This is a genomic window from Streptomyces sp. RGM 3693, from assembly GCF_050471125.1.
Taxonomy (GTDB): Bacteria; Actinomycetota; Actinomycetes; order Streptomycetales; family Streptomycetaceae; genus Streptomyces.
Genome location: NZ_JBMPPQ010000002.1, coordinates 2,537,559 through 2,552,339 on the forward strand (window position 1 = coordinate 2,537,559; position 14,781 = coordinate 2,552,339).

13 protein-coding genes and 1 pseudogene are annotated in these 14,781 nt (G+C 72.5%); 6 read left to right on the top strand and 8 right to left on the bottom strand.

Features of this window, described 5'->3' with window-relative positions; translation table 11 throughout:
* Window positions 1-8 precede the first annotated feature (8 nt).
* Window positions 9-980, top strand: a complete 972-nt coding sequence (gene mca, locus ACO0M4_RS28605) for a mycothiol conjugate amidase Mca (protein ID WP_430373810.1) — start codon at window positions 9-11, stop codon at window positions 978-980.
* Here the strand turns inward: mca and ACO0M4_RS28610 are convergent.
* The 3 genes from ACO0M4_RS28610 to ACO0M4_RS28620 all read right to left on the bottom strand — a co-directional run bounded on the left by ACO0M4_RS28610 (window position 961) and on the right by ACO0M4_RS28620 (window position 5,088).
* Window positions 961-2,862, bottom strand: a complete 1,902-nt coding sequence (locus ACO0M4_RS28610; RefSeq protein ID WP_430373812.1) for an HAD-IIIC family phosphatase — start codon at window positions 2,860-2,862, stop codon at window positions 961-963. The genes mca and ACO0M4_RS28610 overlap by 20 nt on opposite strands.
* Before the next feature lie 112 nt (window positions 2,863-2,974).
* The gene (locus ACO0M4_RS28615; protein WP_430373814.1) at window positions 2,975-4,549 is read right to left on the bottom strand and encodes an FAD-dependent monooxygenase; all 1,575 of its coding nucleotides are present in this window, start codon (window positions 4,547-4,549) and stop codon (window positions 2,975-2,977) included.
* A gap of 152 nt (window positions 4,550-4,701) precedes the next feature.
* Window positions 4,702-5,088, bottom strand: a complete 387-nt coding sequence (locus ACO0M4_RS28620) for a VOC family protein (protein ID WP_430373816.1) — start codon at window positions 5,086-5,088, stop codon at window positions 4,702-4,704.
* A gap of 173 nt (window positions 5,089-5,261) precedes the next feature.
* Here ACO0M4_RS28620 and ACO0M4_RS28625 point away from each other — a divergent pair, with 173 nt between their 5' ends.
* Window positions 5,262-5,795, top strand: a complete 534-nt coding sequence (locus ACO0M4_RS28625) for a GNAT family N-acetyltransferase (RefSeq protein WP_430373817.1) — start codon at window positions 5,262-5,264, stop codon at window positions 5,793-5,795.
* A gap of 27 nt (window positions 5,796-5,822) precedes the next feature.
* Here ACO0M4_RS28625 and ACO0M4_RS28630 read toward each other — a convergent pair whose 3' ends face one another.
* The 5 genes from ACO0M4_RS28630 to ACO0M4_RS28650 form a co-directional block, all read right to left on the bottom strand.
* The gene (locus ACO0M4_RS28630; RefSeq protein ID WP_430373818.1) at window positions 5,823-6,623 is read right to left on the bottom strand and encodes an amino acid ABC transporter ATP-binding protein; all 801 of its coding nucleotides are present in this window, start codon (window positions 6,621-6,623) and stop codon (window positions 5,823-5,825) included.
* Window positions 6,620-7,501, bottom strand: coding sequence for an amino acid ABC transporter permease (locus tag ACO0M4_RS28635; RefSeq protein WP_390023695.1), 882 nt, complete (start codon window positions 7,499-7,501; stop codon window positions 6,620-6,622). Before ACO0M4_RS28635 ends, ACO0M4_RS28630 begins: the two co-directional genes overlap by 4 nt.
* Before the next feature lie 65 nt (window positions 7,502-7,566).
* Complete coding sequence (locus tag ACO0M4_RS28640) at window positions 7,567-8,448, bottom strand: ABC transporter substrate-binding protein (RefSeq protein WP_430373819.1); 882 nt, start codon at window positions 8,446-8,448, stop codon at window positions 7,567-7,569.
* 161 nt (window positions 8,449-8,609) lie between these two features.
* The gene (locus ACO0M4_RS28645) at window positions 8,610-9,293 is read right to left on the bottom strand and encodes a glycerophosphodiester phosphodiesterase (protein WP_430373821.1); all 684 of its coding nucleotides are present in this window, start codon (window positions 9,291-9,293) and stop codon (window positions 8,610-8,612) included.
* 163 nt (window positions 9,294-9,456) lie between these two features.
* The gene (locus tag ACO0M4_RS28650) at window positions 9,457-9,912 is read right to left on the bottom strand and encodes a PadR family transcriptional regulator (RefSeq protein WP_430373822.1); all 456 of its coding nucleotides are present in this window, start codon (window positions 9,910-9,912) and stop codon (window positions 9,457-9,459) included.
* 49 nt (window positions 9,913-9,961) lie between these two features.
* On the opposite strand from ACO0M4_RS28650, the pseudogene ACO0M4_RS28655 reads away from it, so the two are divergent.
* The 4 genes and pseudogenes from ACO0M4_RS28655 (at window position 9,962) to ACO0M4_RS28670 (ending at window position 14,662) form a co-directional block, all read left to right on the top strand.
* Window positions 9,962-11,124, top strand: a pseudogene (locus tag ACO0M4_RS28655) (LLM class flavin-dependent oxidoreductase).
* Window positions 11,125-11,331: 207 nt separating this feature from the next.
* Window positions 11,332-12,729 (top strand): DUF6421 family protein, encoded by a 1,398-nt coding sequence (locus tag ACO0M4_RS28660; protein ID WP_430373823.1) that lies wholly within the window; start codon window positions 11,332-11,334, stop codon window positions 12,727-12,729.
* A 68-nt stretch (window positions 12,730-12,797) separates the two neighbouring features.
* Window positions 12,798-13,595 (top strand): SDR family NAD(P)-dependent oxidoreductase, encoded by a 798-nt coding sequence (locus tag ACO0M4_RS28665; protein ID WP_430373968.1) that lies wholly within the window; start codon window positions 12,798-12,800, stop codon window positions 13,593-13,595.
* Window positions 13,592-14,662: a threonine aldolase family protein gene (locus ACO0M4_RS28670; protein ID WP_430373969.1), complete on the top strand. Its 1,071-nt coding sequence runs from the start codon at window positions 13,592-13,594 to the stop codon at window positions 14,660-14,662. The genes ACO0M4_RS28665 and ACO0M4_RS28670 overlap by 4 nt, the downstream gene beginning before the upstream one ends.
* The last annotated feature ends 119 nt before the right edge of the window (window positions 14,663-14,781 follow it).

The window sequence follows — 14,781 nt, forward strand, 5'->3', positions numbered from 1 at the left end:
GAGAACCGGTGACCCAGACCAGTCAACCCCACCACGACCGGGTCCGGCCGCGGCTGCTGGCCGTGCACGCCCACCCCGACGACGAATCCAGCAAGGGCGCGGCCACCATGGCCAAGTACGCCGCCGAGGGCACCGACGTCCTGGTGGCGACCTGCACCGGCGGCGAACGGGGCTCCGTCCTCAACCCCGCGCTGCGCGGCGCCCCGGAACTCGCCGCCCGGATGCCCGAGGTCCGCGCCCGCGAAATGGAGGCGGCACGACGGATCCTCGGCGTCCGCCAGGAATGGCTCGGCTTCGTCGACTCCGGCCTGCCCGAGGGCAACCCCGCCCCGCCGCTGCCCCTGGGCTGCTTCGCCCGCCTGGACGTCGCCGACGCGGCCAGCGAACTCCTCCGCGTCATCCGGGAGTTCCGGCCGCACGTGGTCACCACCTACGCGGCGGACGGCGGCTATCCGCACCCGGACCACGTCATGACCCACCGGGTCACGGTCGCGGCCTTCGACGCCGCCGCCGACCCGGACGTCTGCCCCGAGACCGGCCCGCCCTGGCAGCCGCTCAAGCTCTACTACAACCACGGCTCCCACCCGGCCCGCCGCGCCGCCCTGCACCGCGCCCTCCGCGACCGCGGCCTGCCCTCCCCGTACGCGCCGATCTGGCGGGACCTGCGGCACCAGCCGCCGATCACCACCCGGGTCCCGTGCGCCGCGTACTTCCCGGTGCGCGACCGGGCGCTGATCGCGCACGCCTCCCAGATCGACCCGGACGGCCCGTGGTTCGCGGTGCCGCTCGCCCTCCAGCAGGAGATCTGGCCGACCGAGGACTACGCCCTGGCGCGCTCCCTGGTCGACACCCACCTGCCGGAGACCGACCTGTTCGCCGGCATCACCCTGCCGGGCGTGCCGCGCCTGCACTACGCGCCCCGGCACACCGCCCCGGCGGACCGGCCGCACGCCGGCGCCGTCACCCCGGCCGGCCGCTGAGCGGCCCGGCGTCGAACGCCGCGGTCACCCGCAGATGGCCGGGCACCGGGGGCAGCGGGTCGAGGCCGTGCCGGAACACCGGCGCCGCCTCGTCCCCGCCCTCCCGCTCGAACCCCAGCGACGGATAGAACTCCCTGAACCGCCCGTTCTTCGCGGTCTCCCGGTACCGTCCGCGCACCGCCACCAGCCCGCACTCCCGGGCCCGCCCCAGCACGCGGCCCACCGTGGCCGCCGCGATCCCCCGGCCGAACACCCGGCAGCTCAGCAGCGCATTGTCCAGTTCCAGGACCCCGTCCGCGCACCGCGCGAAGACCGCCCCCACCACCCCGGCGTCCCCGAACCGGTCGGCGGCCGTGACCACCAGCACCGCCCGCCCGGGCGCCGCGGCGTACGCCGCCACCTCCGCCGGCCCCATCCGCAGCGTCGTCAGGTTGAACTGGTTGGTCCGTCGGGTGAGTTGGGCCACCCGCGCCAGGTCGCCGCCGGTCGCCGTCCGGATCCCGACCCGCACGTCCAGCCGCCGCAGGTACTCCGCGTACGAGTCGGTGTCCGCGCGCAGCTCCGCACGGGCCGCCTCGGTCCGGTAGTGGGCACCCCGGACCCGGTCCTCCTCGGTCAGGTCCAGCGTGTCGAACCAGCCGTCGGCGAGCAGCAGATGACCGTGCACGGCCGGTTCGTCGCCGAGCCGGACCACGGCCACCTCGGGCAGGGTCCCGGCCACCAGCCCGGTCTCGAACGCCGAGTCGTCGGCGAAGACCAGGCTGTCCACCCCCAGGTTCAACCGTGCGGCGATCTCCCGCAGGTTCCCCTCCTTGGGCGCCCAGTTGGCCCGCACGCAGGCGAAGTCGGCCTCCCGCAGCACCATGTCCGGGTGGTCCCGCAGCACCGCCGCCACCGCCGCGGCCTCGTTCTTGCTGCTGACCGCCAGCACCACGCCCTGACTCCCCAGCTGTTTGACCACCCGCTGGAACCGCCCGAACGCCTCACCCCGCAAGGTGCCGGCCGCCGCGATCCCGTCCGGCCCGTCGTCCCCCAGCACCCCGTCCCACAGGGTGTGATCGAGGTCGACCACCAGCACCTTCTTCGTCCGCCCGGACAGCGCCCGGGCCAGGTGCCCGACCTCCCGCGCGTACCGGGCCAACAGCTCCTCGCTCAGATGCGCCTTGGCGTAGACCGCCAGCCGCGGATCCTCGGCGGGCCCACCGGCGGCCACCAGCGGATCCAGGTCCAGCACCACCACCCGCGGATACCGCGCCGCCAGCCGCAGCAGTTGGGCATTGAACTCCCGCCACACCACACCGAGTTCGGCCCGGGACGCCAGATCCACCAGCTGCTGCGACCAACTCCGCGGCAACGGAACGGTGTTGAGCACTAGGGTGCCGCAGCCGTGCGCCGCGTACCGCTCCGCCAACCCCCCGATCCCGGCCAGCGCCCGGTCCGCGGCCGCCCGCACCTCGCCGACCCGCCACGCCACCGGCAGCTCGTCGAGCACCACGTACGGATCCAGGACGCACAGCACCAGCCGGTGCCCGGCGTCGTAGACCGCGCTCGACGGGTCCCGCAGGTCCCGCACGTACGCGTCGAAGTCGCTCAGCGCCACCCGCGCCCACAGGCCGTGCCGGGCGCACTCCGCGGTCAGCGACGGCACCAGCGCGGCCAGCGTGCCGTGCCCGGTGACCGCGATCCCGATCTCCTCCGGGGCGTCCGGGGCGGTGCGGGAGGGGGCGTGGCGGGCCAGCAGCCGCCCAGCCCGCGCCAGGTCCGCGAACCCGCCCGGACCGCCGGCGAGTTCGTCCAGCGCCGCCCGCACCTCGCCGTACCCGCCGCCCTCCCGCACCAGCTCCCGCAACCGCGCCAGTACCGCCGCCGCGTCCGCCGTCATCGCACAACCCCCTCGCCGCCGGGTCGGATGTCGGCGCCAGGCTAGGGCGCGGCCCGGCCGGCCGACTCGGGCGCCGGTGGAGCCCCGTACCGCGCGCCGCGGTGGGGTGCGGTCAGCCGGCCGCCGGCCGCTCCGGCCCGCACCAGGTGGTCAGCGCCGCGCGCAGCGCGTCCTCCGCCACCGGCCCGTCGGTCGCCCAGGCGAGATAGCCGTCCGGCCGCACCAGCAGGGCCGCCGCGTAGGGGCGTTGGGCGGTGGCCGGGACGACCTCGACCCGGTCGCTCCAGCCCGCCGCGGCCTTGAGGGCACCACCGGCACCCGAACCGTCCAGCCCCAACAGCAACGGCCGCCCCGGGCACAGCAGTTCCGCCAGCCGGGCCGGCCCGCCCGCCGTCGCCACCGGCAGATCACGGGCGAACGCCCCCGCCAGCGGATGCCCGCCCGGCTCGGGGAGACCCCCGGCGGCAGCGGGGGGTGCGGCGTAGCGGATGCCGGTGCCGTAGATGACGTCGCTGAGGTACTTGTTGACCTCCTCCATCGCCATCAGCCGGGTGAACAACGCCCGCAACGCGTCCACCTGCGGGCCGGGCGCCATCAGCGCCACCTGGGCCCGGGTGTTCTCCAGCACCTCCGCGGCGACCGGATGCCGCTCCGCCTGGTAGCTGTCCAACAGCCCCTCCGGCGCCCAGCCCCGGCACTGCGCGGCCAGCTTCCACCCCAGGTTGAAGGCGTCCTGAAGGCCGAGGTTGACGCCCTGCCCACCGGCCGGGAAGTGGATGTGCGCCGCGTCCCCGGCCAGCAGCACCCGGCCCGCGCGGTACCGGCTCGCCTGGCGGGCACTGTCGGTGAAGCGGCTCACGAAGTCCACGTCGGTCAGGGTGATCCGCCGCCCGGTCACCCGCTCGATGCTCCGGGCCAGTTCGTCAGCGGTCGCCGGGCTCTCCAGGTCCTCCGGCACCTCCCATTCGGTGACGGCTATCCGCCCGTCGGGCATCCGCATGAACCAGCCCCCGTCGGTGCGCCGCCAGCCGGCCGGCAGTTCCCCGCCCCCGTGGACCTCGATGGCGCCGCGCCCCATCCGGGACACCAGCGACGGGTCGGTGCCGGGGAAGTCGATCCCGGCACTCTTGCGGACCACGCTGCGCCCGCCGTCGCACCCGACCACGAAGTCGGCGCGCACCGCGGAGTCGCCGTCCGCGGTCCGCACGTGGACGGTGACGCCGTCCGCGTCCTGCGCTAGGCCGGTCACCTCCCGGTCGTAGCGGACCACCGCGCCGAGGCCGTCGGCCCGCCGCGCGAGCAGCTCCGTCAGGACGTGGTGGGGGAGGGTCAGGCCGTGCGGCTGCTCGGCCGGCTCCGCCGAGTGCTGGCCGAGCTGGTACAACCCGGCGAAGTGGCCGCGGGTGGCCTGGTCGGCGAGCAGCCGCCGGTAGTCCGCCAGGCCCGGCAGGCTCTCCTGGGCGCGGGTGAACTCCGCCAGCAGGCCCCGCCGGTCCAGGGTCTCCAGCGTCCGGGAGTGCAGCGTCAGCGTGCGCGGTTCACCCTGCCCGCGCCGCCCCTGCTCCAGGACGAGGGTCGCGACGCCGTGCAGTCGCAGTTCCGCGGCCAGCATCATGCCGACCGGCCCGCCGCCCGCGATGACGACGTCGAAGTGCTCCCCGCCGAGGGGCTGTTCAGTAGTGGTCATGCCCGCGACGCTAGCGACCGCGGGCACCCATCACCAGTTACCGCTGTGCAGGCCAGAGTTGCACCGGACGCACTCCCCGGGCGTACGGCCGGACAGCGCGGGCCGCCCCCCCGGCAGCGGGCCGCCCCCCGGCCGTACGCCGGCCCGCCAGGTCAGGGCCGGTAGCGCAACGGATGGTCGGCGGGCACCTCGGTCACCACGATCCGGTGCCCGTCCGGGTCGGCGATCCACATCTCGATCAGCCCCCACGGCTCGCGGACCGGTGGCCGCAGCACCGCCACCCCCCGGTCCACCAGCTCCTCGTGCGCCCGCGCCGCGTCGGCCACTTGGAGCCACAGTTGGAGGGTCGGCGTCGGGGCGTCCGTGGCCCGCCCGGAGACCTCCAGGAACCCGCCGCCGAGGAAGTACACCGTGCCGCGCTCCGGCCCCGTACCGAACTCCCGGTAGATCGCCAGCCCCAGTGCCTCGCCGTAGAACTTCCGCGACCGCTCCGGATCGGCCGGCCGCACCAGCACCCTGCTGCTCAGTACCTGCACCATGGCACGGACCCTACGCCGCCGGACCGCCCCGACGGGCCGGACACGGCGCACCGCCGGGCCTTCGGGCCTTCCGGGCCTTCGGGCCTCCGGGCCTTCCGGCCCTGCCGCCGGCTGCCGCCTCTTGTTAGCCTCGCTGACAGCCATCCTTACGGCCCGAGAGGATCCCGCGCACCATGCCCACCACCTCGCTGACCTTCCGCACCGCCACCGACGCCGATGTCCCCGGGCTCGTCGCACTGGTCGAATCGGCCTACCGCGGGGACGCCAGTCGGGCCGGGTGGACCACCGAGGCGGACCTGCTGGAGGGCCAGCGGACCGACCCGGACGGCGTCGCCGCGGTGGTGCGCAACGAGAGCGGCCGCCTGCTGGTCGCCGAGCGGGACGGCGAGCTGGTCGCCTGCTGCCAGCTGGAGCACCGCGGGGACCACGCCTACTTCGGGATGTTCGCGGTCCGCCCGGACCTCCAGGGCAGCGGCCTGGGCAAGGTGATCATCGCCGAGGCCGAACGCACCGCACTGACCACCTGGGGCACCCCGGAGATGCGGATGACCGTCATCCGGCAGCGCGAGGAACTGATCGCCTGGTACGAGCGCCGGGGCTACCGCCGCACCGGCGAGTTCACCCCGTTCCCGTACGGCGACGAGCGGTTCGGCATCCCGCAGCGCGCCGACCTGGAGTTCGAGCTGCTGATCAAGCCGTTGGGCTGACCGCCGGGCCGGCCGCGGCGGCCGGCCCTACAGCCGCCCGGCCTCGATGATCCGCTGGAGGAACTGCCGGGTCCGGGCGTGCCGGGGCGCGCCGAAGACCTCACCGGGCGCCCCGCGCTCCAGCACCACCCCGCCCTCCAGGAAGCACACCTGGTCGGCGACCTCCCGGGCGAAGCCCATCTCATGGGTGGCGATGACCATCGTCATACCGTCCTCCTTGAGGTCCCGGACGACCCGGAGGACCTCGCCGACCAGCTCCGGGTCGAGCGCCGCGGTGATCTCGTCGAGCAGCAGCAACCGCGGCCGCCCGGCCAGCGCCCGGGCGATCGCCACCCGCTGCTGCTGGCCCCCGCTGAGCCGGTCCGGATACTCGCCGGCCCGCCCGCCGAGCCCCAGCCGCTCCAGCAGCTCACGGGCGCGGTCCTCGGCCTCGGCGCGCGCCACCTGGTGCACCCGGCGCGGTGCCAGCGTGATGTTGTCCAGCACGCTCATGTGCGGGAAGAGGTTGTACGCCTGGAAGACCACCCCGATCCGGCGGCGTACCGCGTCCGCGTCGGCCCGCGGGTCGGTGATCTCCTCGCCGTCCAGGAAGATCGCCCCGTCGTCGATCTCCTCCAGCAGGTTGGTGCAGCGCAGCAGCGTGGACTTGCCGGACCCGGAGGCCCCGATCAGCACGGTCACGCTGTGCGGGGCGACCTCCAGGTCCACGTCCCGCAGGACGACGGTGCCACCGCGCTCGTAGGTCTTGCGCACCGACTCCATCCGCAGCACCGGCCCGCCGTCCCCGGCCGCCGCCCCCGCCGTCGCGGTCCCGTCCGTCGTGCTCATACCGTCCCTCCCTGGGCGCGCCGGCGGTCCATCCGGGCGGTGACCCAGTCCGTGAACCGGGTCATCGGGATCGTCAGCGCCACGAAGACCAGCCCGGCCACCACGTACGGCGTGTAGTTGAAGTCCTTGCTGGCGATGATCTGCGCCGCGTAGACGGCGTCCACCGCGCCCGCGATCGACACCAACCCGGTGTCCTTCTGGAGCGACACCAGGTCGTTCAGCAGCGGCGGCACCACCCGCCGCACCGCCTGCGGCAGCACCACGAAGCGCAGCGTCTGCCCGCCGGAGAGCCCCAGCGACCGGGCCGCGGCCCGCTGCGAGGGGTGCACCGACTCGATGCCGGCCCGGAAGACCTCCGCCACGTACGCCGAGTACGTCAGGACCAGCGCTGCGCCGCCGAGGGTCACCGGATCGGTGGTGACGCCCTGGAGCCGCAGCGCCGGCACCCCGAACACCACCATCAGCAGGCAGATGATCAACGGCATGCCGCGGAAGAAGTCGGTGTAAGCGGTGGCCAGCAGCCGCAGGGGGAAGAACACCGGTCCGCGCAGTGTCCGCACCACCGCCAGCAGCAGGCCGAGCACCAGCACCGCGGCCCCGCACACCACCAGCAGCCGCAGGTTCAGCAGCAGCCCCTCCAGCACCTTCGGCAGCGCGATCCGTGCGTAGGCGGCACTGAAGAACGTCTCCCGGGTGCGCGGCCAGCCGGGCGCGGCGGTGACCACGAAGTACAGCACCGCGCCGGTGACCAGCGTGCTCAGCGCCGCGAGGGCGGTGGCCCGGCGCGCCCGGGTGCGCTTGTACCGCTCCCGTTCGATCCGCCGCCGGGACGGCACGTACCCGTCGTCGTCGGCGGATCCACCCACCCCGTCCGGCACGGTCCCCTTCCCCCTCCCCTTCTTTCTCCCCGTCCCCTTCTCCGCCACCTTCGCCGTCCCGGACGTCACTTCAGCACCGGCACGTTGACGGCGTCGGCCAGCCACTGCTTCTCCAGCGCGGCCAGGGTGCCCTTGCGGCGCAGCGCGTCCACCGCCGCTGTGACGCAGCCGGTGATCGTGCTCTCCTTGTCCAGCACCAGCCCGAACTGCTCCTTGGCCGGCCCCTGTTGGGCGAACTGGCCGACGACCACGGCGTCCTTGAGCTCCGCTGCGGTGATGTAGAAGGCGGTCGGCAGATCGACCAGGATCGCGTCCACCTGACCGTTCTTCAGGGCGGACTTGGCTAGATCGTTCTTCTGGAAGACCGCGACGGCCTGGTGGGGGCGGATGGTGTCGTTGACGACGTCGAGACTGGTGCTGCCGACCTGGGCGCCGAGCTTGACGTCCTTGAGGTCGGCGATGCTCTTGGCACCGGCCGCCTTGGAGCCCTTGACCGCGACGACCGCCTGCCGCACGTCGTAGTAGCCGGAGGAGAACGCCACCGCCTGCTTGCGGGAGGCGCTGATCGACACCTGGTTGACGTCGAAGTCGAAGGACTTCGCACCGGGCGCGAAGGCGCTGTTGAACGGCACGGTCTGCCAGCGCACCGCATCCTTGCCGTACCCCAGCTCCTTGGCGACGGCATAGGCCACCGCCGACTCGTAGCCCTTGCCGTTGGCCGGGTCGTCGTCGCTGAACCAGGGTGCGTAGGCGGGTTTGTCGGTGCCGACCGTGATCTTCCCGGGCGCCACGGTGGTCAGTTTGCCGGGCGTACAGCTCTGCTTCCCCTGCTCGGCGGCCTGCGAGCCGCTGGGGGACGCGTCCTGCGGAGCGCAGCCGACCGCGGTGACGAGCAGCACGGCGGTGGCGCAGACGGTGCGACGTACGGGGCGTGGCGACAGGTACATGTCGGGAGAGTGGCAGCGCACCGGCCTCCCTGTCGAGATCACCGGGGCGAACGTCCACATGCTGGAAGTCCGTTGCGCCGCTGTGAACTGCGGGTTTCCCGCCGGGCGGCCCCCGTGTGCCAGGCTCGGCCGGCCCGCCCGTCGACTCGCCGACTCGCCGGCTACGCGGTGAAGCGCACCGCCCGCCGGATCTCCGGCTGGTCGGTCACCACCCCGTCCAGCCCCAACCCGCGCGCCAGCCGCAGCTGATCGTGGGTGTTCACCGTCCAGCCCAGCACCCTCAACTGCGCGGCGTGCGCCTGCTCGACGAGTTCGAGGGTGAGCCGCCGGATGTCGAGCGACACCAGCTCCGCGCCCACCGCCTTGGCGCGGTCGATGACATCGGCCCCGTACCGCTCGCCCACCAGCCCGGTCCGCACCTCCGGCAGCAGCGTGCGGATCGCCGCCAGTGCCTCGTCGTGGAACGAGATCACCTCCACCCGGCCGGTCAGATCGCGCGAGCGCACCACCTCGGCCAGTGCCTGGGCCGCCGCGATGTCCTTGATCTCCGCCTGGAGCGGCAGCCGCACCGCGTCCACCACCTCCTCGAACACCGGGATCCGCTCGCCCTGCCCGGCGTCCAGCTCCCGCAGTTCGGCGAGGGTGCGCTCGGCGATCGTGCCGGTGCCGTCGGTGGTCCGGTCGACGTCCGGATCGTGCATCACCACCAGCGCGCCGTCCTTGCTCAGGTGCAGGTCCAGTTCGATGACGTCGACGCCCTCACGTTCGGCCCGTACGAAGGAGCGCAGGGTGTTCTCCGGCTCCACACCCATCATTCCGCGGTGCCCGATGGTGAGAAAGGACAAGGCTGCCTCGCTTCTGTCGGCTCGGTTGCTATCGGCTCCGCGCACATGTCGGCCGCCGGCGCACTGCTGCCCGAAATGGCCCACAGCCTAATCCGCGCAACAGCGGCAGCGCCGTAGGGACAAGTGCCCTCTAGCCCGTACGAGTGCCCCCGTGCCGCGCCGTCTACGCACCGTCGGCCGAACCGGATGCCGCCATCCGCGCCAGATCCGCCAGCATCGCCTCGGCCAGCGCCAGTTCCGCGAGGTGCTGACGCTCGCTCCAGGCCAGCGCGACGCGGGGGAACGCCCATTTGGGGACCTGTTCGGCGCGCCGCAGGGCGCCGCGGACCTCGGCCAATGCGTCCCGGGTCCGCGCGAGGTGCCGCTCCACCAGGGCGCGCAGGGTCTCCGGGGCGGCGAGGTGGCCGAGCCACAGGCGCAGCACCAGCGGGTGCCTGAGGACCGGCGGACCCGGGTCGTCGGTGCCGTCCGCCCAGAAGAACCGCAGTGAGGAGTCGGCCCACTTCTTCAGCTCGTAGCCGGTGCGCGCACCGCGGAAGGAGAGCAGTCCGAGCACCGCCCACGCGGTCGGCGGGAGGTCCGGCAGTTCCGCCCCTTCCAACCTCTGACGATTAGTCATATAGCTGATTGAAATAGTGAGTTGGCCGCCGGACAAGCCAGGAGACGCCATGCAGTTCTCGATCATCTTCGAGGCCCAGCTCGCCGATCCGACCGTCGGGCACGAGCACCAGCTGTTCCACGACTGCGTCGAACAGGCCGTGCTCGCCGAGCAGATGGGCTTCGACCGGATCTGGGCCGTCGAGCACCACTGTCTGAAGTGGTACGCGCACATGAGCGCCCCGGAGGTCTTCCTGACCTGGGTCGCCGCCCGGACCCGCACCATCCGCGTCGGCCACGGCGTGGTCTGCATGCCGTTCGCCTTCAACCACCCGGCCCGGGTCGCCGAGCGCGCCGCCACCCTCGACCTGCTCTCCGGCGGCCGACTCGACCTCGGCGCCGGCCGCGGCGGCACCGCACAAGAGACCTCACTGTGCGGCGTCGACCGGGACCGCACGACCCAGGAGGTGGAGGAGGCGCTGCGCATCATCGGCCGTGCCTGGCAGGGCGAACAGCTCTCCTACCACGGCGAGTTGATCGACATCCCGCCGCACCCGATCCTGCCCCGGCCGCACCAGATGCCGCACCCGCCGCTGTTCCTCGCCTGTAGCCGCACCGAGACCCTCCGGCAGGCGGCCGAACTGGGCGTGGGCGCCCTCGTCATGGGCTTCGCCGGCCCGGAGGCGGTCGCCGAGTTGCGCACCGCGTACGACGCCGCGCGCACCGCCCGCACCGGCGACCGGCTGGTCTCCGGGCGGATCAACGACCACTTCGCGGGGTGCTCTGCCCGACCATCGTCCTGGCCGACCGCGAGCGGGCCCGCGCCGTCGGCCTGCGCGGCCAGCGTTTCTTCGCCCAGGCCATCGCGCACTGGTACGGCGGGGCGGGAATCCCCGACGAGGCCGTGGTGGACGGCGCGGACGAGGCGGCCGAACTGCGGCGGGCCGCCGAGGCGGTCGTCGCCCACCTCCAAGAGCAGCGCATCCCGGTCCGCCCGAACGCCACCGCGACGTTCCGGGCCGACCACGCCTACGGGACGGCCGAGGACGCCATCGCCTACGTGGAGCGGCTCCGGGCGGCCGGCGCCGACGAGGTGATGTGCCTGATCCAGATGGGCACCGTGCCGCAGGAAGCCTGTCTGGAGACCATCCGCCAATGGGGTGAAAGGGTCATTCCGCACTTCGCCGGGGACCGCGTCCGCCCGGCGCCCGTCACCCGCCAGGCCGGGCCGTGACTCCAACGCCTACCCCGCCGCGCTCCGGAGAAAACGCGGAATCCGGCGCCCTGTATGCCAGGAAGTGAGGCCGAACCCGTACCTCACAGGAAAAACAGTCGTGACCACGGGGGGTGGGCAGAATAATTTTCACCGACCCCACTTGAATGGGCGATCCTTGGCTGGTTACGGTGTCCTCACAGGACGATCTACCGCCGGAGGGCAGTCATGACGGAAATTCTTTCGCCTGTGGGTGTCCGGGGTGGCACCCTGTCCGACGAGTCCGTGGTTGCGCACCCCGCCTGGCTCGTACTGAAGGACGCCATCGAGACCATCCGCCCGTGGCAGGCCAAGGACGGCTCGATCGACCTCGCAGCGGACGGCGCACCGACCGCCGCGGCCGTCCGCCACGAGGTCGAGCGGGCGACGGCCGCCATCGGCGAACTCGCCCCGCTGCTTCCGCACAATGCCGCCTACCACCAGGCGCTCGCCGCCGACCTGCGCCGCTGGGCCGACGACGGCTTCGGCGTCCCCGACTTCCTCGACTCGCTGCTCGCCTTCCAGCCCGCCCAGCAGCGCGCCGACGGCCTCCAGCACCTCGTCGTGTTCCCCATGTACACGCAGAACGGCAACCCGGACCGCAACTTCGAGGCCGTCGTCCTGCGCATGGTCTGGCCGGACTGGCTCGCCGACCTGGAGCGCACCCGCTACGACAACCCCCTCTTCTGCGGGATCACCTTCGAGGACTTCACCGCCGGCTACGACACCAACTCGGCCGTCCTCTTCCCCGAGACCATCGCGGTCCGCCAGGCCCCCGAGCGGTTCAGCTGGGGCGGCATCTTCTGCGACCGCGAGGCCGCCCGCTTCCGCCGGGTCAGCGAGGCCGCCGTGGACCTCCTCGGCGTCGAACTCCCCCCGGACGTCGAGGCCATGCTCGACGACCAGCAGCGCTGCCAGCAGGCGTTCGTCCTCTGGGACATGATCCACGACCGCACCCACAGCCACGGTGACCTGCCGTTCGACCCGTTCATGATCAAGCAGCGCCAGCCGTTTTGGATGTACGGCCTGGAGGAGCTGCGCTGCGACCTCACCGCCTTCAAGGAGGCCGTGAAACTGGAGGCCGAGGGCTACCCGCAGGCCCGCGACGTACAGTTCGCGGTGATCTTCGACCGGATGTTCCGCTTCCCGGTCACCGGCGACCGGGTGCGCAATTATGACGGCCTCGGCGGCCAGCTGCTCTTCGCGTACCTCCACAAGCACGACGTCGTACGCTGGACGGACAACACACTGCACATCGACTGGGAGCGGGCGCCCAGGGTCACCAACCAGCTCTGCGGCGAGATCGAACAGCTCTACCGCGACGGCATCGACCGACCGAAGCTGGTCCACTGGTTCGCCGCCTACGACCTCGTCTCGACCTACCTCGCCCCGCACCCCGGCTCGGTCTGGGCCAAGGGTCCGGACGCCCTCAACCTGGACCAGCCGCCGCGCAAGCTCGTGGACGACGTGCTTCCCGACGAGTTCCCGCTGAGCATGTTCTACGAGGCGCTCGCCAAGAAGCTGCGTACCGTGATCGCCTCGACCAAGGGCATCACCGCCCACAGCGACGTGCCGGCGGCGGCGTGACGAACATGCGGACCGACCAGGAACAGAACGGACAGCAGAGCGTGCGAACCGACCGGAACACCCGGCCAATGGCCGTCCAGGGGCAGGACGAGGAGGCGACGGAGATGGGTACTTCGACGGGCGGCAAGGGGCCGCTGGACGGTGCGGTCATCGCGGTGGCCGGAGCGGCCGGCCCGGCAGGCCGGGCCACCCTGCTGCGACTGGCCGAGGCCGGCGCGGTCGTGGTCGGCTCCGACTCCCACCCCGAGCGGCTGGCGGAGGCCGTCGACGCGGCCCGCTACGCCCACGGCGGTGCCACCGTCATCGGAGAGACCGTCGACCTCCTCGACCTCGACCAGACCCGCGAATGGGCCGCCCGTACGGAGAAGGAATTCGGCCGGGTCGACGGTGTCGTCCACCTCGTCGGCGGCTGGCGCGGCTGCTCCACGTTCACCGAGACCGACCTGGCGGACTGGGACACCCTGCACAAACTCCTGATCCGCACCGTCCAGCACACCTCCCTCGCCTTCTACGACGCCCTCGAACGCAGCGGCAACGGCCGCTACGTCCTGATCAGCGCGGCCGGCGCGAGCAATCCCACCGCCGGCAACGCCGCCTACGCCGCGTCCAAGGCGGCCGCCGAGGCGTGGACCCTGGCCATGGCAGACGGCTTCCGCAAGTCGGGAGGCGAGGAAGGGCCGCGCGCCGCGGCTGCCATCCTGATCGTGAAGGCGCTCGTCAACGACCAGATGCGCGCCGAGCGACCCAACGCAAAGTTCGCGGGCTTCACCGACGTCACGGAGCTGGCCGAGGCCATCGCCGGAGTCTGGAACCGGCCCGCCCAGGAAGTGAATGGACAGCGTCTGTGGCTGACCCCCACGCCGTGAACCGGGCGAAGACCGACGCCCGGCAGCACCACGACCCGCAGATCCGCGGCTTCGCCAGCGACAACTACGCCGGTGCGCACCCCGAAGTGCTCGCCGCGCTCGCCCTCGCCAACGGCGGCCACCAGGTCGCCTACGGCGAGGACGACTACACCGAGCACCTCCAGCGCGTCTTCCGCAGCCACTTCGGGCAGCGCGCCCAGGCATTCCCGGTGTTCAACGGCACCGGCGCCAACGTCGTCGCGCTCCAGGCCGTCACCGACCGCTGGGGCGCGGTGATCACCGCCGAATCCGCACACATCAACGTCGACGAGTGCGGCGCCCCCGAGCGGGTCGGCGGCCTCAAACTCCTCACCGTCCCCACCCCGGACGGCAAACTCACCCCCGAACTCATCGACCGCGAGGCGTACGGCTGGGACGACGAACACCGCGCCATGCCGCAGGTCGTCTCGATCACCCAGAGCACCGAACTCGGCACCGTCTACACCCCGGACGAGATCCGCGCCATCTGCGACCACGCCCACGAACGCAACATGCTGGTGCACCTCGACGGCTCCCGCATAGCCAACGCCGCCGCCACCCTCGACGTCCCCATGCGCGCCTTCACCAACGCCGTGGGCGTCGACATCCTCTCCTACGGCGGCACCAAGAACGGCGCGGTCTTCGGCGAGGCCGTCGTCGTCCTCAACCCCGACGCGGTCCGCGCCATCAAGCACCTGCGCAAGCTCTCCATGCAGCTGGCGTCCAAAATGCGCTTCGTCTCCGTCCAACTGGAGGCGCTCCTGGCCAAGGACCTCTGGCTCCGCAACGCCCGCCACGCCAACGCCATGGCCCAACGCCTGGCCACCGGCGTCCGCGAGATCCCCGGCGTCGAGATCCTCTACCCCGTCCAATCCAACGGCGTCTTCGCCCGCCTCCCGCACGACGTCACCGAACGCCTCCAGAAGCGGTTCCGCTTCTACTTCTGGGACGAGCGCGCCGGCGTGGTCCGCTGGATGTGCGCCTTCGACACGACCGAGGACGACATCGACGCCTTCCTGAAAGCGATCCACGAGGAGATGGGGCGCTAACGGGTTCGCTGCGCTTGGCTGGCTTCCCACGTTTTTGGCTTTCCCGCCGTGGGGGTTCTTGTTGTTTCGCCTGCGGCGTTGTTTCGCCTGGCGGTGTGGGGTGTTGTCCGCTGTGCGGG